Origin of the sequence: Marinobacterium zhoushanense (genome assembly GCF_014641945.1) — a bacterium.
Taxonomy (GTDB): Bacteria; Pseudomonadota; Gammaproteobacteria; order Pseudomonadales; family Balneatricaceae; genus Marinobacterium_D; species Marinobacterium_D zhoushanense.
Genome location: NZ_BMIJ01000005.1, coordinates 134,344 through 156,263 on the forward strand (window position 1 = coordinate 134,344; position 21,920 = coordinate 156,263).

Below are 21,920 nucleotides of genomic sequence, written 5' to 3' on the forward strand. Positions count from 1 at the left end.
TGCAACCTTAGTGGAAAAAGCAACCATGTCTCAAGAATTCAAACAAGCGGCTCTTGATTACCACGAGTTTCCTCGTCCCGGTAAGATCAGCGTAGAGCTGACAACACCTGCTGAGACTGCCCGTGACCTCTCTCTGGCATACTCCCCAGGCGTCGCAGAACCGGTTCGTGAAATCGCCAAGGATCCGGATGCGGCTTATCGCTACACCGCCAAGGGTAATCTGGTTGCCGTTATCTCCAATGGCAGTGCGATTCTGGGTCTGGGCGATCTTGGCCCGCTGGCATCCAAGCCGGTTATGGAAGGTAAGGCGCTGCTGTTCAAGCGTTTTGCCGGTGTCGACTCCATCGATATCGAGGTGGATGCCGAAAGTCCTCAGGCCTTCATCGATACTGTTGCGCGCATTGCCGATACTTTTGGTGGTATCAACCTGGAAGATATCAAGGCGCCGGAGTGTTTTGAGATCGAGCGCGCGCTGATCGAGCGCTGCAAGATTCCGGTGTTTCATGATGACCAGCACGGTACCGCCATTGTGACGGCGGCCGGTATGATCAACGCCCTCGAACTGGCCGGTAAGAAGCTGGAAGAGGCAAGGATCGTATGTCTGGGCGCCGGAGCTGCTGCCAGTGCCTGTATGAAGCTGCTGATCAATATGGGTGCCAAGGTCGAAAATATCTACATGATCGACCGCAAGGGTGTGATCCACTCTGGCCGTGACGACCTGACGCCTGAGAAAGCGGCGTTCGCAACCGAAACCGATCTGCGTACGCTGGATCAGGCGATCGAAGGTGCGGATGTGTTCGTCGGTTTGTCCGGTCCGAATCTGCTGTCGGCGGAAAACCTGCTGAAGATGGCGGACAGTCCGATTGTGTTCGCCTGCTCCAATCCGGATCCGGAGATCGCCTACGATCTGGCCAAGGCCACCCGCTCCGATCTGATCATGGCCACCGGTCGCTCCGACTACCCGAACCAGGTCAACAACGTACTGGGCTTCCCCTACATCTTCCGTGGCGCGCTGGATGTCCGTGCGACCGCGATCAATGAAGAGATGAAGGCGGCGGCGGTACGTGCGTTGGCGGATCTGGCCAAGCAGCCAGTGACCGAAGAGGTGCTTAAGGCCTACGGTCTCGAGTCGCTGGAGTTCGGTCGTGAGTACATTCTGCCGAAGGCGACCGATTCCCGTCTGCGTGCAGCAGTTTCCTACGCAGTTGCGCAGGCTGCGATCGACACCGGTGTTGCGCGCCTGCCGCTGCCGGCAAGCTACTCGAACTGATTGCAATCGGTGTTAAAAAAAACCAGCCCTCGGGCTGGTTTTTTTGTGTCTGTCTGTCGGTCGGTTATCCGCCGAGGCCAAATATCTGTTCCGTTGTCGGCGGGGCGAGCTTCTCCTCCGGGCTTTGGGCATGCTCGGTCGGCAGCTGATCGGTGCGGAAGTACTCCCTGATCGCATCGCTCTGTCCCGGGTAAGCGAGCTTGCCGGTGGCGGGGTCGATCAATGCACTGATAACCCCTGCGGGTGCTGAGGGTGCGCTTTCGGGGGTATCCTTCAAGGCGTCACGCATGAAGTCGATCCAGATCGGCAGCGCGGCGCTGCTGCCGTACTCGCGTCTCCCCAGCGGGGCGGGCTGATCGAAGCCGACCCAGGCGGTGGCTACCAGGGTCTGGTTGAAGCCGCTGAACCAGGCGTCTTTCTGGTCATTGGTGGTGCCGGTTTTTCCCGCCAGATCGCTGCGGTTCAGCTCCAATGCCCGACGTCCGGTGCCTCGGGTGATGACATCCTGCATCACGTTGTAGATCAGGAAGGCTGATTCCGGGGTGATGATGCGGGGAGCGGCACCCTCCGTTGTGCTCTGCTGCACAACGGGCCCCGGCCGTTCGCTGCCGGTGTTTTCGCTGTTGCCGGCGATGCCGTAACTGCACTCCGGGCAGGCTCGGAGCGGGGCCGCTTCAAAGAGCGTGTCGCCTTCGGCGCTCTCGAGGCGGTCGATCAGGTAGGGCGCAATTTTGAACCCGCCGTTGGCGAAACTGGCATAGCCGGTCACTACCTGCATCGGAGTCGCGTCGGCGCTACCCAGGGCCAGGGACAGATTTTGCGGCAGGCGCTCGGGCGAGAAGCCAAAGCGCAGAATGAACTCGCGCGCCTTGTCGATGCCGAGCGAACGCATCAGTCGTATCGATACCAGGTTGCGGGAGCGATACAGGGCCTCTCTGAGCCTGGTTGGGCCGCCGAAGGTGCCATTGTCATTCTCGGGCCGCCAGTTGCTCTCGAGACTGACGTCGTGGAACACCACCGGGGCATCGTTGATGATCGATGCTGGAGTAAAGCCATATTCGAGTGCTGCGGTATAGAGGAACGGCTTGATGTTGGAGCCGGGCTGGCGATAGGCCTGGATGGCGCGGTTGAACTTGTTCAGCGCGAAGCTGAATCCACCGCTGAGGGCTCGAATACCACCGCTATTAGGGTCTAGCGCGATGATGGCGCCCTGAACTTGCGGGATCTGGCTCAGCTTCCAGGCATCGTCGGTGTATACGATTCTGACCAGGTCGCCGACGTTCAGGATATCACCCGCTTTCTTGGGTTCGGGGCCGGCGTAGTTGACGCTTTTGTATGGGCTGGCCCAGCGCATCCCCTCCCAGCTAAGCTCGATATCACCCGCTTCCTTGGTCAGCAGAGTCGCTGTATTGGTGCCGACTTTTGTGACCAGCGCAGGGACCAAGCCGCCAAAGGTGGCTGTTTTGTCCAGCAGTTCCAGTTGCTCCTCGTTTGGCATGGAGCTGGTGTCATATTGATGTTCGGGACCGTGGTAGCCATGTCTTTCGCTGTAAGCGATCAGCCCGTTGCGCAGCGCGGACGACGCGCTCTCCTGCAGGCGGCTGTCGATCGTGGTGATCACAGTGAGGCCTTCGGTGTAGAGGTCATCCCCATATTGCTCATACAGCTCGGAACGGACCATCTCCGCGATATAGGGGGCTTGCAGCTCTATGTCGCTACCGTGGTAGCTGGCGGTTACCGGTTGGGTTATCGCATTCTGGTATCGAGTCTGGTCGATGTAGCCGAGGTTGAGCATGCGCCCCAGGATCCAGTCACGACGCTCCAAGGCACGCTTGGGGTTGGATAAAGGGTTGTAGGCCGACGGTGCCTTCGGCAGTCCCGCGATCATTGCTAACTGTGCAAGGCTCAAGTCTTTGATTGGTTGGCCGTAATATACTGTAGACGCGGCCTGTATGCCGTAGGAGCGGTGGCCAAGGTAGATCTTGTTGATATAGAGCTCAAGAATCTCCTCCTTGCTCAGCTCCTGCTCTATGCGCAGTGCCAGCAGGATCTCCATGAACTTGCGGCTGAACGTGCGTTCGCGGGTCAGGAAGAAGTTTTTCGCGACCTGCATGGTGATGGTGGAGCCGCCGCTCTGGATCTGACCGCTGGTGGCGAGCTGGAAGGCGGCACGAAACAGGCCTTTGATGTCGATGCCCATGTGCTCGAAGAAGCGGGAGTCTTCGGCAGCCTGCAAGGCGTGGATGAAGTCCTCCGGGATCTCGTCGTAGCTGATCGGTGTGCGCCGTTTTTCGCCGAACTCCGCTATAAGCTTCCGATCCGCGGAGTAGACGCGAAGGGGCGTCTGGAAACGTACCTCGCGCAGGGTTTCAACGTCGGGCAGTTGAGGGGCGAAATAGTAGTAGATACCGGCGCTGGCTATCAGTAGTGCAAGTAGACCGACGACGGCCAGTGCACTCAGCCATTTGAATATTTTGTGAAAAATTCGCATGCTAGCCCTGATGGGGTGGATTATTCTTGAGCCTGAGCATTATATCGGTACTGAAAGCTTGGCCTCTAGTGAACAACAGTTTAAATTCTTCATCATTGAGACTAAAGTGACGCCTGGAGTGTTGCTTAAAGATATAAGGAAAGTGTCGTGGTCAGCTTGTTCGGTAATAAAAATGCTGGCTGGGTGGGCGTTGACATAGGCTCTTCATCCGTCAAGCTGGTCTCCCTCTCTCAGCATGGGCGCGACTATCAGGTCGATGCGTATGCCGTAGTGCCTCTGCCACCAAGTGCCGTAGTAGACGGTACCGTAGAGAATCAGGGCGAGGTGTCCGATGCCATTGAGCGCGGACTGAAAATCTGTGGTAGCAAACTTAAGCACGCGGTTGTCGCGGTCCCGTCATCGGCAGTCATCACCAAGCGGCTTGAGATCAGTAACGCATTTTCTGATCTTGAACTTGAGGAACAGGTCAAGATCGAGGCTGATCAATTCATCCCCTACGCACTCGATGAGGTCGCTCTCGACTTCGAGGTGGTGGGGCCCGTTGAGCATCATCCGACCTTGAACGAGATCCTGCTGGTGGCGTGTAGGCGTGACGACGTGGCCAGCCGCGAAGAGGCGGTCAACGGAGCTCAGCTGCAGTGCGAAATCGTGGACGTCGATACCTTTGTCATGGAGCGGATGCTGCCGCTGCTGGAAGGTTATACGCCCGAGGCGTTAATCGGGCTGGTCGATATCGGTGCATCGACGCTGACGCTCAATGTGTTCCGCGGCGGCAAGATTATCTACAACCGCGAGCAGGCTTTCGGCGGCAATGAACTGACCAACGCCATTCATCAGCAATATGGTCTTGAAGTCAGTGAGATTGAGCAAAAACTGCGAAACGGCAGTCTGGATGAAGAGATCGTCGAGATGTTGGTGATGCCGTTTCGACAGTCGGTTATCCAGCAGGTGTCTCGTGCATTGCAGTTTTTCTACTCTTCGGGTGCTCAAAATCAGCTATCCGAACTTTTTCTCGCGGGAGGAACTGCGGGGATAGGCGGGTTGGCCGAGCTGATGCAGGAGGAGATCGGAGTGCCTGCAAAGGTTGTCAATCCGTTTTCAACCATTCGCGTTGGCTCGCGCCTGAATCAGGATCGCCTGATCAATGATGCACCGATGCTGGCCAAGGCTTGTGGCCTTGCGCTGAGAAGCTTTGACAGGTAGGGAAGGGATATATGGCGCGTATTAACCTCAGACCCTGGCGAGAGGAACGGGACGCCAGACTGCAGAAACGGTTTCTCGGAAACCTGGCGGCTGCAGCGGTGCTCGGAGCACTGACGGTGTTCGGCATCAGCTATTACTACGATATGCAGCTGGATCGCCAGCAGGTACGCAACAACTACGTGCGATCCGAAATCTCCAAGCTGGATAAGAAGATTGCTGAAATCAAGGAGCTCAAGCGCCAACGCGAGCGATTGCTGGAGCGACTCAACGCGATACAGGAGTTGCAGGGCAATCGTCCGATCATCGTGCGCAATTTCGACGAGCTGGTGCGGGTGCTGCCGGATGGGCTGTATTACAGTTCGTTGTCCCGTAAGGGCGATAGAATTGCTATTGATGGCTTGGCTGAGGTGAACAACGACGTATCCGATCTGATGCGCAATCTGAATGACTCGATCTGGTTTGGTGAGCCGAGTCTGTCCCGAGTTAGGGCGGCAAGGGGGATGCGGGATTTCAACCTCTCGGTACCGCTGACAAAACCAAAGGCTGAGGAGACCGACAAGTGAGTGTCTCGATGGATGGTCTGAAAAACGCCTTTAAGGGGTTCGATCCCAATGATATGGACATCAATTCGGCCGGAAACTGGCCTGTCGGTATCAAGGCGATTGTTTACCTGTTGCTGTTCTCTGCGATTATCGGTGCCGGTATCTACTTTCTGATTCTGGATAAGCACAAGTCGGTGGAGCGTGAAATCGTTAAGGAACGGGAGCTCAAACAACAGTTCGAGTCCAAAGCCTTTCAAGTGGCCAACCTGGCGGCGCTGCGCAAACAGATGGCAGATGTGGAGGGGCGTTTTGCCGAGCTGTTGAAACAGCTGCCGACCGATAAAGAGGTGCCGGGGCTGCTGGAGGATATTACCGCAATCGGCAAGAGCGCTGGCCTGGATATCGACACAATTGCGCTGCAGGCGGAGCGTAAGGCTCAGTTTTATGTGGAGCTGCCGATCAGTATTCAGGTTCGTGGCACCTACCACCAGATGGGCGAATTCGTCAGTGGCGTTGCCGCGATCAAGCGTATCGTGACCCTGCATGATTACTCGCTTAAGCCGTCCGGTAGTGGCCAGTTGACAATGAACATCAGTGCAAAGACCTATCGTTATGATGATACGAAATGAACCCGTGAAAGCACATGGCGTGCGGCATCGTACCTGGCTAGCACTGTCGCTGTCGGCACTGCTGACCACCGGCTGTCTCTGGGTGGAAGATACAGCGGATCTGCGTCAGTTCGTGTCGGCTGCGCTGGCCAAGCCCGGTGGCAAGATCGAGCCTCTGCCGGAGTTCAAGGCCTATGAGAGCTTCGTCTACGAAGGCTCGAGCCTGCGCGACCCGTTTAAACGTTTGGTGCCGGAGTCGGAGGCGGACAAGCTTGCCGGGCCTGATTCCGGTATAAAACCGGATGAGGATCGACCCAAGGATTACCTTGAAGGGTTCGCGATCGATCAGCTCAGCATGGTGGGCACGATTACTCCGCTAGGCTCCCAGGCGCTATACGCCTTGGTGCGAGACAATAGGGGCGAGATCCATCGCGTGACCGTGGGTGATCATATGGGGTTGGACTTCGGCGAAGTGGTCGAAGTGAATAACCAGGCGATAAAGTTGGTCGAGATTATATCGAATGGCCGGGGTGGTTGGATGACTCGTCCACGTAACCTGGCGATGCCGGAGCAGGAATAACGAGGGATGCTGACTGTGAATAGACTCAACGAACATGCAAAAGGTCGGTTGCTGTCCCGCGCCGCGTCTTGGGTTAAAGGGGTGGTTTTCGCTGCACTTGCGGTGTCGTTTACCTCGCCGGTTTGGGCCCAGGACGCGCAGCTCAAGGACTCCTCCTTCGTCGCTTTGCCTGGCAACAAGCTTGAGGTGCGGTTTGATTTCGATCAACCGCCGCCTGCACCCAAGGCCTACATGATCGACAGCCCGCCCCGGTTTGTTATGGATTTCTGGGGTGTCAGTAACGAGCTTGGCGTGCGTCAGATGGACGTGCAGTCAGGTCAGGTAGATTCACTGAGCTTCGCACAAGCCGAAGGGCGGTTGCGTGTCGTCACCAATCTTAATGAGCTGGCTCAGTACCGTACCTTTACTGACGGAAATAGCCTGTTTATCGAGTTTTCTACTACCGGCAGCACCGTTCTGGCCGAGGCGCCGATTGCCCCATCGAAGCCGGTTGCAGGCCCCCGTATGCCGGCGATGCAGGATGATCGCACCCGCGTGCAAGGCATCGATTTCGAGCGTATCGAAGGTGGTCAGGGGCGAGTCGTGATCACCATGAGCGATGACGAAGCCGGCCTGGATGTGTTTGAAGAGGGCAATAATGTCGTTCTCAATCTGATCGGTGCCGGGCTATCCGATAATCTGGAGCAACGTGTCGATGTGCAGGACTTCGCGACCCCGGTGATGTTTATCGACTCCATGGTCAGCGGCGAAAATACCACTATCCTGATCAAACCCTCCGCTGAACCCTATGACTATATGGCGTACCAGACGGGTAATCAGCTGTTCGTCGATTTCAAACCTTTGACTGCTCAGGAACAGGCCGATACTAGTGACCTCTTCCCCTATAGCGGCGAGAAGATCGACCTGAACTTCCAGGATGTGTCTGTGCGCTCGATTCTGCAGATCATCGCAGAAGTGGCGGAGATGAACCTGGTGATTAGCGATGCGGTGGATAGTAGTGCCGGCAATATTACTCTTCGTCTGAAGAACGTGCCCTGGGATCAGGCGCTCGATATCATCCTCAAGACCAAGGGCTTAGATAAGCGCGAAGTGGGCAACGTGCTGATGATCGGTACCTCCAGTGAGATCGCTGCAAGGGAGAAGGAGGAGCTGGAGAGTCAGCAGCAGGTTCAGGAACTCGCACCGCTGGTGACCGACTATGTACAGGTCGATTTCCGCCGAGCCTCGGAGCTGAAGAACTACATCGAGACCGCCAAATTGATCTCCGAGCGTGGCTTTGTGCTCGCCGATGATCAGACCAACGTACTGATGATTCGGGAGACCGCGGCGCAGATCGAGGAGATTCGACGTACCCTGCGTAAGTTCGATGTCGAGGTGGCGCAGATACTGATCGAGGCGCGTGTGGTTACCGCCTCTTCAAATTTCGAGAAGAACCTGGGTATCCGTTGGGCTGGTTTTGCAGTCGGCAGCATCAATGGCAATGAAACCTATATAACCAATGCGGTTAACAACAATGATATGTTGGTCGATCTCGGCGTGTCGGCCACATCCGGATTCGAAGTCGGTTTCATCAGTAGTAACTTCGCAATCGCCGCGGAGCTTACCGCTCTGCAGAGCGATGGTGTTGTCGAGATCGTGTCGCAGCCGAAGGTGATTACCACCAACGGCACCGAGGCGACCATCGAGTCCGGTCAGGAGGTGCCCTATCAGGTTGTTGAAGAGGACAAGACGACCATCGAGTTCAAGGATGCCTTGTTGAGCCTGAAAGTGACACCTCAGGTTAACCCGGGCGACCGCATTTCGCTGGACCTGGTAATTAATGAGGATTCCCTCGGTCAGATTCTCGAAAACGGTGAGCGCGCGATCAATAAAAACCAGGTCGAGACATCGGTTGTGGTGAATGATGGTGATACAGTGGTACTCGGTGGCGTGTTCCGCAAAGAGACCCGCAATACCGTGAACAAGGTTCCACTGCTTGGCGATATCCCGGTGGTGGGCAACCTGTTCAAGAGCCGGCAGCAGTCAGACTCCAAAGAGGAGCTGCTGATCTTCATCACTCCGAAACTGGTTCGTGAGTCACTGACGGTCAGGTAGTCGTAAAAGGTAAAGCTGTAGTTGAACGTTTTTCTTATTGGCCCTATGGGCTCTGGAAAGAGCACCATAGGGCGTTTGCTTTCAAATGAGCTTGGTCAGGAATTTATCGACTCGGATAAGGCTATTGAGGAGAGGGCCGGAGCTGATATTCCCTGGATCTTCGATGTCGAAGGAGAGACGGGATTTCGTAATCGCGAACAGGCGGTTATCGACCAGCTTACGCAACAGACCCGGATCGTACTGGCTACGGGAGGCGGTGCGGTTCTGCGTCCAGAAAATCGACACCACCTTCAGTCGCGCGGCTTTGTCGTGTATCTCCAGACGTCGGTCGAACAGCAGCTTGAACGCACAGCGCGGGACCGGAACCGGCCGCTGCTGCAAAATGACGACCCCCGTGGAGTATTGGAAAAATTGATGGTTGAGCGCGATCCGCTCTATCGTGAATGCTGTGATCTGATCGTAAGAACCGACCGGCGCCACCCACGAAGCGTGGTTTCCGAGATCGTACGTCATCTCAATAAACAGACCGCTTTGTCCCCCCCCGTATGACCCATATACCCGGAGATGTTCCGACCATGCTGACTTTGACTGTTGATCTTGCGGATCGCAGCTATCCCATTTACATCGGCAACGGCCTGCTGGATGACGAGCTGCTGGCTAAGCACGTGCATGGGCGCCAGGTCATGATCGTCAGCAATGAAACGGTGGCGCCTCTATATCTACAACGGCTGGTCAATCAGCTGGCGGATTTCAGTGTCGATACCCTGATCCTGCCGGATGGCGAGAAGTACAAAGATCTGGATCACCTGAATTTGATTTTCGATGCCTTGTTGGAAAAAAGGCATAACCGAACCACCACGCTGATCGCGCTCGGAGGCGGCGTGGTCGGCGATATGACTGGGTTTGCGGCCGCCAGCTATCAGCGTGGCGTCAACTTTATCCAGGTGCCGACGACGCTTCTGTCCCAGGTCGACTCGTCGGTCGGCGGCAAGACCGGCGTTAACCACGCCAAAGGTAAGAATATGATCGGTGCCTTTCACCAGCCGGTGGCGGTGTTGGCGGATACCGGGGTGTTGGCAAGTTTGCCAGAGCGGGAACTCTCGGCTGGGCTGGCGGAAGTGATCAAGTATGGATTGATCTATGACCAGGAGTTCTTTAATTGGCTTGAGCAGAATATGGACAGATTGCGTGCTCAGAACACCGAGGCATTGACCCATGCGATTTACCGCGCTTGCCAGATCAAGGCCGAGGTTGTTGCACAGGATGAGCGTGAATCGGGCATTCGTGCACTGCTCAATCTGGGGCATACGTTCGGACACGCCATTGAAACTGCTCAGGGGTACGGCACCTGGCTGCACGGCGAGGCTGTAGGTGCCGGTATGTTGATGGCGGCGGATCTTTCCGCGCGCTGTGGCTGGTTGTCGTCCGAGGATGTTGAGCGAGTGCGAAGCCTGATCGTCGCGGCTGGCCTCCCGGTGGCGGCTCCGGCTGATATGACACCCGACGAGTTCAAGCAGCTCATGTCGGTCGACAAGAAAGTGTTGGATGGCCGTATCCGTCTCGTTCTGATGCGCGCTATCGGCGATGCATTGGTGACGGAAGCGTTCGATTCTAAGCTTCTGAATGAAACACTTGGCGCGGGCCCGCGGCTCGGCCAGCTTTAATCCAGGGTATTAGTTTATGGATTCCGCGGCGCGTTACTTTGAGCCTGTGTCACGAGTACAACTGGCATCGAAAATGCGCCACCTTCTGCGTTTTTCCGACCTTATGCTGCTCATCGTCGGTGCGGATGGCAGTGGTAAAACCACCCTGCTCCAGCAGCTTGAGGTTGATGAACGCACAGATGATATTCGCCAAGCTTTGATCTCCTGCGACGATACGGTGGACGTGACGCGTCTGTTGTCGACGCTCGTGTTGGTATTGCAGATCGACTGCCCGGACGATGCCGATAATCGTGCGAGACTCAGAGCGCTGCATGGCTACAGCCGGAAGCTTTACGAAGCAGGTGTGCCGCTGGTTTTGATAATCGACGATGCGGATTATCTGACCAACAACGCGCTTGAGCTGATGACTAACTTTGCCTTGCTCGATGAAGGGGCGCCCAGGGTTGTACTGACCGGTACGCAGGAGTTCGAGCAGCGTTTCATTGGCAACGGTCTCGATCAGCAGCTCGATGGCAGGTTGCATGTGCAGTTGCTGAGCGCCTTCGAGCCGGAAGAGTCGCGCGAGTATATAGAATCGCTGTTACCTGCAGGGGCCGAGCTCTCCGCACGCAAGATGCGCCGCCTCATCGAGGAGTCGCATGGCCTGCCTGGACGACTTGCGGCTGGAGTGCGGCGTCAGATCCAGCAGGGTGGAGTGACTCGCGGCGGGACTCGATCTTTGCCCCTGCCGGGTTTCCATACACTGGCGGTCGGCGGCGTGCTCCTGGCCATTCTTGGTGCCTCGATCTGGTTTTATCTTCCGGAGCCTGAGCCCCAGTCTGTGCAGACAGCACGGGTGGTGATGCCGATCGATATTCCTGCCGCTGCGGCGGTAGATGATGTGGTCGAGGTGGTCGACGTGCGTTCCGAGCTGCAGCAGAAGCTGGCCGAACAGGAGCGTCGTTTGGGGCCGCAAGTGGCTGATGCCGAGCCTGTTGTAGTCGAGTCTCCGCCAGCAGTAGCCGAAGAGGCTCAGGCAGCATCTGCTGCAGTGGAGGATAAGCCGGACGATACGACAGATGCTGTAGCCGGGCGAACGTCGGGGGCTGACCAACAACCTAAGAGCTCGATACCTGTCGAGCCGGTTGAAGTCGCTTCGATCAAGACGGATAGTGAACCGGTTCCGCAGAGTGACGGTTCGGTCGCAGGTGTTCGGTCTGCAACGACCGAAACGAAAGCGAAGCCTGCAGTCGAATCAGCGAAACCCGGTGCGAGCGCGCTGCTCCGGAGCGAGGAGTTGCTGCAGTGGCCGGAAAAAGGATATACGCTGCAGTTGCTTGGCGCTCGAGAAGCCGGCAGTGTTGAGAAGTTCATTTCGGCGCAAGCAAACCCGGAGCGTTTCTATTATTTTAGAACGATCTACAAGGGCGCCCCTTGGCATGTTGTGGTCTACGGTCAATTTTCCGACCGCGCGTCGGCAATGGCGGCGGTGCAGACACTGCCTGATAACTTGCGTAAGCTTAGACCCTGGGCCAGGTCCGTTGCGGGTGTAAAGTCCGATATCCGTAAACAATAGTTCGCTGAGGGTAAAGCACGGTTGAGGTTGATAAAAGCAAAATAACTAATCGACTCCAGCGCTAACATCAGAAAATATCCCCTTTTTAGTCTTTGTAGGCAAAGGCTTTTGCTTCTGTCTGTCCTGGTCAAAATTTGTCCCGGCGCTTGTCCGCGTGTAGAATTGCTCTCCCTTTTCGTCCGTGTAACCTGAGATCGGGAAAAGAGATAGAAGTTAATATATTGATTTTTTTGGTTTTTTAGTGGGATTGGCTTATGAGCAAAGGTCTGTATCGCCCCGGTGAATTCAAGGATAACTGTGGCTTTGGCTTGATGGCCCATATGCAGGGCAAGGCGAGTCACAGTGTGCTTGAGAAAGCGATCGAAGCGCTTGCCTGCATGACGCACCGCGGCGGGATCGCTGCCGATGGCAAAACCGGTGACGGTTGCGGTCTGCTTATGCAGATGCCGCAGAGCTTCATGCGCACAGTTGTTCGTGAAGAGTTAGGCGTCGAGTTGGCCGAGCTCTTCGCGGTTGGTATGGTGTTCCTGTCGCGCGAGGCCGGTCAGGCGCAAGTTGCGCGAGACACCCTTGATCGCGAGCTGAAAGCGCAGGGGCTGGATGTCGCCGGCTGGCGAGTCGTACCAACCGACCAAGCCTGCCTCGGACCGATTGCCCGCGATACCCTGCCGCAGATCGAGCAGGTGATCGTCAACGCCGCGGACAAGAGCGAGCGGGAACTGGTGGTAGGCCTGTTCACGGCTCGCCGCAAAGCCGAGATCGCATTGGCCGAAGATCCCGATTTCTATATCTGCACCCTGTCCCACAAGGTAGTGGGTTACAAGGGGCTGATGATGCCGGTCGATCTGCCGGCGTTTTACAAGGACCTGGCTGACTCCCGTCTCGTGACTGCGGTGTGTACTTACCACCAGCGCTTCTCCACCAATACCGCGCCGCGCTGGCCGCTGGCGCAGCCGTTCCGTTTCCTGGCCCACAACGGTGAAATCAATACCGTTGAAGGCAACCGCAACTGGGCACGTGCACGTGCGCCCAAGTTCGTCACACCTGAACTGCCGAACCTGAGCGAGTTGCAGCCGATCGTCAACACCACCGGTTCCGACTCGTCCAGCATGGATAACATGCTGGAGTTCCTGCTGGTCGGTGGCATGGACCTCTACCGTGCCGTACGCATGATCGTACCGCCGGCCTGGCAGAACGTGGATACCATGGACTCCGAGCTGCGCGCGTTCTACGAGTACAACTCCATGCACATGGAGCCCTGGGATGGCCCCGCCGGAATGGTGATGACCGATGGTCGCTATGCGGTATGTATGCTGGACCGCAATGGCCTGCGTCCGTCGCGTTGGGTGATGACCAACGACGGCATGATCTGTACCGCGTCCGAGATCGGCGTATTCCAATATGAACCCGCCGATATCGTCGCGCAGGGCCGTGTAGGACCGGGCCAGATTCTGGCTATCGATACCCAGACCGGTGAGGTGTTGCACACCGCCGATGTGGACAGCCGTCTCAAGACCGCCAAGCCCTACAAACAGTGGCTGAAGGAGAACTCTCTGCGTCTTGAGAACACGATGAACCTGACCGAAGAGTCACGCTCCTTCCCCGAGATGAGCACCGAAGAGGTGCGCACTCATATGAAGATGTTCAACGTGACCTTCGAAGAGCGCGATCAGATTATCCGCCCGCTCGGCGAAACCGGGATGGAAGCGGTCGGCTCCATGGGCGATGACAAGCCGATGGCGGTGCTGTCGCAGCAGATCCGCTCACCCTATGATTACTTCCGCCAGCAGTTCGCGCAGGTGACCAACCCGCCGATCGATCCGCTGCGGGAAGCGATCGTCATGTCGCTGGAAACCTGCCTGGGTCGTGAGCGTAACGTATTCGAGGAGACGCCGGAGCACGCCCGTCGCGTGATCCTGACCATGCCGGTGCTCTCCGCCAGCAAGTTCAACCGCATTCGCGACAACAACATCGAAGGCTTTGAGCCGGTAATTCTGGATCTGAATTATGATCCGAGCCAGCTTAACCTGAAGCAGGCGATCGAGAATCTCTGCGATGCGTCCGAGAAAGCCGTACGCAACGGCAAGGTGATCCTGATCCTGTCCGATGCCAACATTCGCCAGGGGTATCTGCCGATCCATGCTGCCATGGCGACCGGTGCCGTGCATCATCGCCTGGTCGACCAGGGCCTGCGTACCGATGCCAACATCGTGGTCGAGACCGGTAGTGCCCGCGATCCGCATCACTTCGCGGTCCTGTTCGGCTTTGGCGCGACCGCCGTTTACCCCTACCTGGTATACCGGGTGCTGAACGACCTGTGCCGTACCGGCGAGTTGCTGATGGCACCGCTCGACAGTCATGAAAAATACCGTAAGGGGATCGACAAGGGGCTGTTCAAGATCCTGTCCAAGATGGGGATCTCCGCCATCGCCTCCTACCGCGGTGCGCAGCTGTTCGAAGCGGTGGGCCTGAGCTCAGAGATCGTCGATCTCTGCTTCAAGGGCGTGACCAGCCGCATCGAGGGTGCCCGTTTCGAGCACTTCCAGACCGACCAGGCCGAGCTGGCCAAAGAGGCCTGGACCGCGCGCAAGCCGATCCGTCCCGGCGGCCTGCTGAAGTACAAGTTCGAGGGCGAATACCACGCCTACAACCCGGATGTGGTCAAGACCATCCACGAAGCGGTCAGCACCGGCAGCAAAGCGGCCTACCAGCGCTATGCCGACCTGGTCAACAACCGTGGTATTGCCACCCTGCGTGACCTGTTGACCTTCCGCAAGGATATCAAGCCGATCTCCATCGACCAGGTAGAGCCGGTTGAGGCGATGTTCCCGCGCTTCGATTCCGCGGCGATGTCGCTGGGCGCCCTGTCGCCGGAAGCGCACGAGGCGCTGGCGATGGCGATGAACGAACTGGGTGGGCGCTCCAACTCCGGTGAGGGCGGCGAAGATCCGGCCCGTCACGGTACCAACAAGCGCTCCAAGATCAAGCAGATCGCGTCCGGCCGTTTCGGCGTAACTCCCGAGTACCTGGTCAACGCCGACGTCATGCAGATCAAGGTAGCCCAGGGCGCCAAGCCCGGTGAGGGTGGCCAGCTGCCGGGCGGCAAGGTCAACGACCTGATCGCACGTCTGCGCTATTCAGTGCCGGGCGTGACGCTGATCTCGCCGCCGCCGCACCACGATATCTACTCGATCGAGGATTTGGCGCAGCTGATTTTCGACCTCAAACAGATCAACCCGGACGGTCAGGTGTCGGTCAAGCTGGTATCCCGTCCGGGCGTCGGCACCATCGCCTGCGGTGTGGCCAAGGCCTATGCCGACCTGATCACCATCTCCGGTTACGATGGCGGTACCGCGGCATCGCCGCTGACCTCGATCCACTACGCTGGCTCTCCCTGGGAACTGGGTCTGGTCGATGCGCACCAGTCGCTGCGCGCCAACCACCTGCGTGGCAAGATCCGTCTGCAGACGGATGGTGGTCTGAAGTCCGGCCTGGACGTGGTCAAGGCCGCGATCCTCGGCGCCGAGAGCTTCGGCTTCGGTACCATGCCGATGGTCGCTCTGGGCTGTAAGTACCTGCGCATCTGCCATCTGAACAACTGCGCTACCGGTGTCGCCACACAGAACGACGACCTGCGTCGCGACCACTTCCGTGGTACTGTGGAAATGGTCAAGAACTACTTCCGCTTCGTCGCCGAAGAGACCCGTGAGTGGATGGCCAAGCTCGGCGTGCGTACGCTGGAGGAGCTGGTCGGCCGTGTTGACCTGCTCGAGGCGCTGGAAGGCGTTACCGAACGTCAGCGTGGACTGGACCTGTCCGGCCTGATCAGCGATGCCGGCATCCCTGCCGAGTACCCGCAGACCGTGCAGCAGCACCGCAACGAGCCGTACGATACCGGCGCGTTGAACACCAAGATGCTGGAGCTGGCAAAAGACTCCATCGAGCACAAGTCCGGTGGCAACTGGGAGCTCGAGATCTGTAACTGTGACCGTTCCGTTGGTGCCCGCACCTCCGGCGCCATCGCCAAGCTGTTTGGCAACCTGGGCATGGTCGACACGCCGATCGAGTTCAACTTCCGCGGCCATGCCGGGCAGTCTTTCGGTGTCTGGAACGCCGGCGGTCAGAACCTGCTGCTGGAAGGCGACGCCAACGACTATGTCGGCAAGGGTATGGCCGGCGGTAAGATCGTGATCCGTCCGTTCAAGGAGGTCAGCTTCAAGTCCAACGAGACCGCGATCATCGGTAACACCTGTCTGTACGGCGGTACCGGCGGTAAGCTGTTCGCGGCTGGTACCGCGGGCGAGCGCTTCGCGGTGCGCAACTCCGGCGTACACGCGGTGATCGAAGGTGCCGGTGATCACTGTTGTGAATACATGACTGGCGGTATGGTCACCGTGCTCGGCCCGACCGGCTACAACTTCGGTGCCGGTATGACCGGAGGCTTCGCCTACGTACTGGATCTGGATCGCAGCTTCGTCGACAAGTACAACCACGAACTGGTCGAGATCCACCGTATCCACACCGAACAGATGGAGCAGTACAAGAACCACCTGCGTTCGGTGATCATCGAGTTTACCCGGGAAACCGGCAGTGCCTGGGGCCAGGAGATCGTCGAGAACTACATCGATTACATCGGTCTTTTCTGGTTGGTCAAACCCAAGGCCGCCAGCCTGAACCAGCTGCTCGACAGCATCCGTAAGCGTCCGGAATAAACAGCGCACGCCGATACGATTTGGTTTTCCGTAATATTGATCGCCCGGGCGGGAGCCCGGGTGAGCTGAAAGAGGTGGGACTATGCCTAACCGTCTGAGTAACGATTTTCAGTTTCTCGATGTGTCCCGTGAAGGGCCGAGCAAGATCCAGGCAGAGGTGCGCAAGCGTGAATTCGCCGAGATCTATGAGCCGTTCCGTGCCGTCGATGCCGCCGATCAGGCGCATCGCTGCCTGGAGTGCGGTAACCCCTACTGTTCCTGGAAGTGTCCGGTACACAACCATATTCCGAACTGGTTGAAGCTGGTTTCCGAGGGCAACATCATTGAAGCGGCCGAACTGAGCCACCAGACCAACAGCCTGCCCGAGGTGTGTGGTCGCGTGTGCCCGCAGGATCGTCTTTGCGAAGGCGCCTGTACGCTGAATGACGGCTTTGGTGCCGTCACCATCGGCCCGGTGGAGAAGTACATCAGCGATACCGCCTTTGCCATGGGCTGGCGCCCGGATATGTCCAGCGTCACCTGGACCGACAAGCGGGTCGCGGTGATCGGTGCCGGACCTGCGGGCCTTGGCTGTGCCGATATTCTGGTGCGCAACGGCGTCAAGCCGGTGGTATTCGACCGTAACCCGGAGATCGGTGGTCTGCTGACCTTCGGTATCCCCGAGTTCAAGCTCGAGAAGGATGTGATGGTCAACCGTCGCGCCGTGTTCGAGGAGATGGGCGTCGAGTTCCGCCTCAGCACAGAGGTGGGCAAGGATGTCAGCATGCAGCAGCTCGAGCAGGAGTTCGATGCGATCTTCCTTGGCATGGGCACCTACACCTACATGAAGGGTGGCTTCCCGGGCGAAGACCTGGACGGCGTCTACGATGCGTTGCCGTTCCTGATCTCCAACGTCAACCACTGCCATGGTTACGAGAAGGATCCGTCCGAGTACATCAGCGTGGCCGGCAAAAAAGTGGTCGTGCTCGGTGGTGGCGATACTGCGATGGACTGCAACCGTACCTCCATCCGCCAGGGCGCGACTAGCGTAACCTGCGCCTATCGCCGCGACGAAGAGAACATGCCGGGCTCCAAGCGCGAGGTGGAGAACGCCCGTGAAGAGGGTGTGCAGTTCCTGTTCAATCGTCAGCCGGTGGAAGTGGTCGGCGAGGATGGCAAGGTGGTCGGCGTCAAACTGGTCACCACCCGCATGGGTGACCCGGACGAGCGCGGTCGCCGTCGCGCTGAGGTAGTAGAAGGCTCGGAAGAGGTGATCGATGCCGACGTGGTACTGGTGGCCTTCGGCTTCCGTCCGAGCCCGGCACCCTGGTTCGCCGATTTCGGTATCGAGCTGCATGAGGATGGCCGCATTAAAGCCTCCAAGCAGGTCGAGAAGGGGCGCTTCCCGTTCCAGACCAGCAACGCCAAGATCTTCGCTGGCGGCGATATGGTACGCGGTTCTGATCTGGTGGTGACCGCGATCTATGAAGGGCGCGAAGCGGCTGAAGGGATTCTCGACTTTCTTGAGGTGTAAGCTCGAAGTCTAACTTCGCGTCGTTCAGCTTGCTGCAGAAGGCCATCGGTATATCCGGTGGCCTTTTTCTTTGTTTGTCTCAGATCTGTTCATCCAGCTTTTTCATCCGATAAGCCAGGCGCGAGCGGGTAAGGCCCAGCAGGCGGGCCGCTGCCGACAGATTGCCTCCGGCCTGCTCTACTGCTTCTCGTACCAGTCTTGCCTCAAGCCTGTCCAGCGACGGGCCCTCCTTACCTGCGGGGGCAAAGCGTTGAAACTGTTCCAAGGCCGAGACTTCGTTACCGTCGCTGGCCAGTTCACCCTCAGAGCTGATCGTAAACAACAGGTTACGTGTGGTTTCCTCGTCACGGAACAGATGGGGCAGATCGATAGGAGAGTTGTCCTCGGCGGCGATCACGCCGCGTTCGACCAGGTTCTGAAGTTCGCGCACGTTGCCTGGGAAGTGATAGTTGAGCAGGGCGCGCATCGCCTTCAGAGTGAAGCCGGTGATCGAGCGCTCGTGCAGCTGGTTGTAGTGGCGCAGAAAGTGGGACAGCAGCAGCGGGATATCGTCGCGCCGCTCGCGCAGCGGCGGTAGCGGGATCGGGAAGACATTGAGGCGGAAGAACAGATCTTCACGAAACTCGCCTCTGGCTACGGCGTCCCGCAACTCCACATTGGTGGCTGCAACGACACGAACATCCACGGCGATCTCCTTGATGCCGCCGACACGCTCGACGACACCCTCCTGCAGCACCCTTAGTAGCTTTCCCTGAGAGCTGGGGCTCAGGGTCCCGATCTCATCCAGAAACAGTGTGCCACCATTGGCACGCTCGAAGCGCCCGGGCCTGGAGATTGTGGCGCCGGTGAAGGCGCCGCGCTCAACGCCGAAAAGCTCGGACTCGATCAGCGTGTCGGGGATGGCGGCGCAGTTGATCGCCACAAAGGGTTTGGCCTTGCGTGAGCCTATCTCATGCAGCATGCGTGCAAACAGCTCCTTGCCGACGCCGGATTCACCGGTAAAGAGCACCGTGGCGCGGGTGGTCGCGACCCGGCGCAGCATATGACAGGCGGCAATGAAAGATGACGATACGCCGATCATCTGGCGTTCGCCCAGTGGTGGGAGTTCGTTGCTTCCCGAGTCGGGAAGTGGCGTTGCCGATACCAGGGGTAACGAGCTGTGAGAAACGAAATCCTCCGCGTTCAGGTAGCGCAGATCCTCCTCCACGTCGCCCCAGAGTTCCACGGTTCTACCGATGACGCGGCAGGTGGTATGCCCCATGGAGCGGCACTCTACCTCGCGGAACACGGTCATGCGGCCCAATAGCGTAGTGACATAGCCCATGGCGTAACCGAGCTGCATCCAGCAGGCAGGCTCCGTACCTATACCGTAGGCGGCGATATGCTCGTCATCCTCGCTGGAGTGGTGCCAGAGAAATTCGCCGTCGTAGGTGCCCTTGCGTGGGTCGAACTCGAAATGCACCGTTTCCACCTGCACCACCCCCTCTAGCGAGTGCAGCTGGGTGCCGGCGTAGAAGATCGCTTCCGGATCGGCATCGGGCCAGCGCTCGCGTACCAGCTGCGCATCGCGCACCCCTGAACTGTAGCCCGCCCGGGTCAGCAGACCGCGCGCGCGTTCCAGGCCCAGGCGCTCTATCAGCTCTCGGCGCAAGCTGCCCAATGAGGAGTTGTGCATAAGCACCATGCGCTGGCCGTCCAGCCATATGCGGCCATCACTGGGAGAGAAGAAAAGACACTCGGACAGATCGTGGACGCTTGGTCCTCGGGCAGTGCCGAGGTTGTCGCTGTCGCCGGCCGGCATCTCATTGGCTTGGAGCAGAGAGGCGGCTGTGTATCCGGGGGGAGGCGAGGACATGTGAGGGCCTCATGTGCGTGTGTGAGTGAATAAAAATACTAACGCCATCCTGGAGATTTAACAAAATTATCAACTGTTGATATGTAAATCTGTTTTTGTGCACTGCAGTTTTTTGGTCTGAGTTTCTTGCGAAAACCGACTTGGCTGGTGCTGAAGCGCTCATGCTGTGGTGCAGCAAGGGGGCATGCAATTCTGTTTGGCACGTCGATTGCCCTATTGAGTAGACAAAAAGAAAGGCTTGCTTTGGGTTCCGAGCGGGCACTTAACAACTCAGTGGAGGTATGTATCGTGTCAGTCACAGAAGAGGCGGGTCTGCTGGATGCAGCCACCTGGAACGGGCGGATCTTCGACGGTAGCTGGCGAGTAGCCAACGGTGGCAGTGCTGCGGTGGTGGAGCCGGCGACCGGCGAAGAGCTGACTCGAGTCGGGATGGGTGATGCTGCCGATATCGCGATAGCCGCGCGCGCCGCATCCGAAGTGCAGGCCGCCTGGGCGGCAATGCCCCCCCGCGAGATGGCGGCCATATTCACGCGCGCTGCCAACCTGATCGAAGCGGAGACGGAATCGGCACGGATGTGGATCGCGCGCGAAAGCGGCGCCATCTTCGCCAAGGCCGAGCATGAACTGCGTGAAGCGGCCGTCATTTTGCGCCGTTCCGCCGGCATGCTGCTCGACCCGCACCACGGTCTGGTGCTGCCCTCGGCACCCGGTGCGCTGTCGTACGCCAAGCGCACGCCGTTGGGCGTGGTCGGCGTCATTTCTCCTTTCAACTTCCCGTTGATCCTGTCGATCCGTGCGGTGGCACCGGCATTGGCGGCGGGCAACAGTGTCGTCCTCAAGCCCGATCCGCGTACGCCGATCAGCGGCGGTTTCCTGATTGCGCGGCTGCTGGAGAAGGCTGGGCTGCCGAAGGGCGTTCTGCATGTAATACCGGGGCAGGGCGATGCCGGGGAGGCGCTCTGTACCGATCCGCATGTGCGGATGATCGCGTTTACCGGCTCCACCGCCGTGGGGCGTCGCGTAGGCGAGCTGGCCGGACGACACCTGAAGAAGGTGATGCTGGAGCTGGGCGGCAAGAACCCGTTGATCATCGCCGAGGATGCCGATCTGGATCTGGCAACCAGTGCCGCCGCGTTCGGGGCCTGGTTCCATCAGGGTCAGATCTGCATGGCCTCGGGGCGGATCATCGTCCACGAGTCTATAGCACCGCAGCTGATCGAGCGTCTGGTGACGAAAGCGAACCACCTGCCGGTGGGCGATCCCGCCGGAGGTCAGGTGGCACTGGGGCCGATCATCAACGACTCCCAACTGGCACGTCTCGATGCCATCGTGCAGGACAGCATCGCTGCCGGGGCGGTGCTGGAGGCCGGCGGTACCCACGAGGGGCGTTTCTACAAACCGACCGTGCTCTCCGGCGTCAAGCCGGGGATGCGTGCCTACAGCGACGAGTTCTTCGGTCCCGTCGCCAGCATTATCAGCTACGCCACCGACGAGGAGGCGATCGCCATCGCCAACGACACCGAATACGGGCTGTCGGCAGGCGTCATCTCCGGCTCCCTCGGGCGGGCGCTGGCGATCGGCGATCGGCTCGATGCCGGCATGGTGCATATCAACGACCAGACCGTAAACGACGAGTGCACCAACCCGTTCGGCGGGCGCGGCGCATCGGGTAACGGCGGCAGCATCGGCGGACCGGCCGACTGGGACGAGTTTACCCAGTGGCAGTGGTTCACGGTGAAGGAGGCGCCTAGGGCCTATCCGTTCTGACAGATTTCGATTTCCTGCGACCGGTCGGATCTTCCCCCTTCGTTCCGCCCCCTCGCAGGGTTGTTA

At 58.5% G+C, this 21,920-nt stretch carries 14 protein-coding genes; 12 read left to right on the top strand and 2 right to left on the bottom strand.

What is annotated here, in order from left to right; genetic code table 11:
• Nucleotides 1–25: 25 nt before the first annotated feature.
• The gene (locus IEX40_RS12920; RefSeq protein WP_188748918.1) at nt 26–1,270 is read left to right on the top strand and encodes a malic enzyme-like NAD(P)-binding protein; all 1,245 of its coding nucleotides are present in this window, start codon (nt 26–28) and stop codon (nt 1,268–1,270) included.
• Nucleotides 1,271–1,334: 64 nt separating this feature from the next.
• Here the strand turns inward: IEX40_RS12920 and IEX40_RS12925 are convergent, their stop codons facing one another.
• Entirely contained in the window at nt 1,335–3,761 is a 2,427-nt protein-coding gene (locus tag IEX40_RS12925; RefSeq protein WP_188748920.1) for a penicillin-binding protein 1A, read from the bottom strand.
• 147 nt (nt 3,762–3,908) lie between these two features.
• On the opposite strand from IEX40_RS12925, the gene pilM reads away from it, so the two are divergent.
• The 10 genes from pilM to IEX40_RS12975 all read left to right on the top strand — a co-directional run bounded on the left by pilM (nt 3,909) and on the right by IEX40_RS12975 (nt 18,232).
• Nucleotides 3,909–4,964 carry a type IV pilus assembly protein PilM gene (pilM, locus tag IEX40_RS12930; protein ID WP_188748922.1) on the top strand — a complete coding sequence of 352 codons (1,056 nt, stop codon included), beginning with the start codon at nt 3,909–3,911 and terminating at the stop codon, nt 4,962–4,964.
• Between the two features lie 11 nt (nt 4,965–4,975).
• Nucleotides 4,976–5,527 (top strand): PilN domain-containing protein, encoded by a 552-nt coding sequence (locus IEX40_RS12935; protein ID WP_188748924.1) that lies wholly within the window; start codon nt 4,976–4,978, stop codon nt 5,525–5,527.
• Complete coding sequence (locus tag IEX40_RS12940) at nt 5,524–6,135, top strand: type IV pilus inner membrane component PilO (protein ID WP_308421607.1); 612 nt, start codon at nt 5,524–5,526, stop codon at nt 6,133–6,135. The genes IEX40_RS12935 and IEX40_RS12940 overlap by 4 nt, the downstream gene beginning before the upstream one ends.
• Complete coding sequence (locus IEX40_RS12945; RefSeq protein ID WP_229680751.1) at nt 6,119–6,694, top strand: pilus assembly protein PilP; 576 nt, start codon at nt 6,119–6,121, stop codon at nt 6,692–6,694. Before IEX40_RS12940 ends, IEX40_RS12945 begins: the two co-directional genes overlap by 17 nt.
• Nucleotides 6,695–6,700: 6 nt before the next feature.
• Nucleotides 6,701–8,788 (top strand): type IV pilus secretin PilQ, encoded by a 2,088-nt coding sequence (locus tag IEX40_RS12950; RefSeq protein ID WP_188748926.1) that lies wholly within the window; start codon nt 6,701–6,703, stop codon nt 8,786–8,788.
• 45 nt (nt 8,789–8,833) lie between these two features.
• Nucleotides 8,834–9,337 (top strand): shikimate kinase AroK, encoded by a 504-nt coding sequence (gene aroK / locus IEX40_RS12955; protein WP_188749405.1) that lies wholly within the window; start codon nt 8,834–8,836, stop codon nt 9,335–9,337.
• Nucleotides 9,338–9,363: 26 nt separating this feature from the next.
• Complete coding sequence (gene aroB, locus IEX40_RS12960) at nt 9,364–10,452, top strand: 3-dehydroquinate synthase (RefSeq protein WP_188748929.1); 1,089 nt, start codon at nt 9,364–9,366, stop codon at nt 10,450–10,452.
• A 73-nt stretch (nt 10,453–10,525) separates the two neighbouring features.
• Complete coding sequence (locus IEX40_RS12965; RefSeq protein WP_188748931.1) at nt 10,526–12,007, top strand: SPOR domain-containing protein; 1,482 nt, start codon at nt 10,526–10,528, stop codon at nt 12,005–12,007.
• 254 nt (nt 12,008–12,261) lie between these two features.
• Nucleotides 12,262–16,719, top strand: a complete 4,458-nt coding sequence (gene gltB, locus IEX40_RS12970; protein ID WP_188748934.1) for a glutamate synthase large subunit — start codon at nt 12,262–12,264, stop codon at nt 16,717–16,719.
• An 82-nt stretch (nt 16,720–16,801) separates the two neighbouring features.
• Nucleotides 16,802–18,232 carry a glutamate synthase small subunit GltD family protein gene (locus tag IEX40_RS12975; protein WP_188748936.1) on the top strand — a complete coding sequence of 477 codons (1,431 nt, stop codon included), beginning with the start codon at nt 16,802–16,804 and terminating at the stop codon, nt 18,230–18,232.
• Nucleotides 18,233–18,311: 79 nt separating this feature from the next.
• Here IEX40_RS12975 and IEX40_RS12980 read toward each other — a convergent pair whose 3' ends face one another.
• Nucleotides 18,312–20,087, bottom strand: coding sequence for a sigma-54-dependent Fis family transcriptional regulator (locus IEX40_RS12980; RefSeq protein WP_188748938.1), 1,776 nt, complete (start codon nt 20,085–20,087; stop codon nt 18,312–18,314).
• A gap of 288 nt (nt 20,088–20,375) precedes the next feature.
• Here IEX40_RS12980 and IEX40_RS12985 point away from each other — a divergent pair, with 288 nt between their 5' ends.
• Complete coding sequence (locus IEX40_RS12985) at nt 20,376–21,854, top strand: benzaldehyde dehydrogenase (protein ID WP_188748940.1); 1,479 nt, start codon at nt 20,376–20,378, stop codon at nt 21,852–21,854.
• Nucleotides 21,855–21,920: the final 66 nt, after the last annotated feature.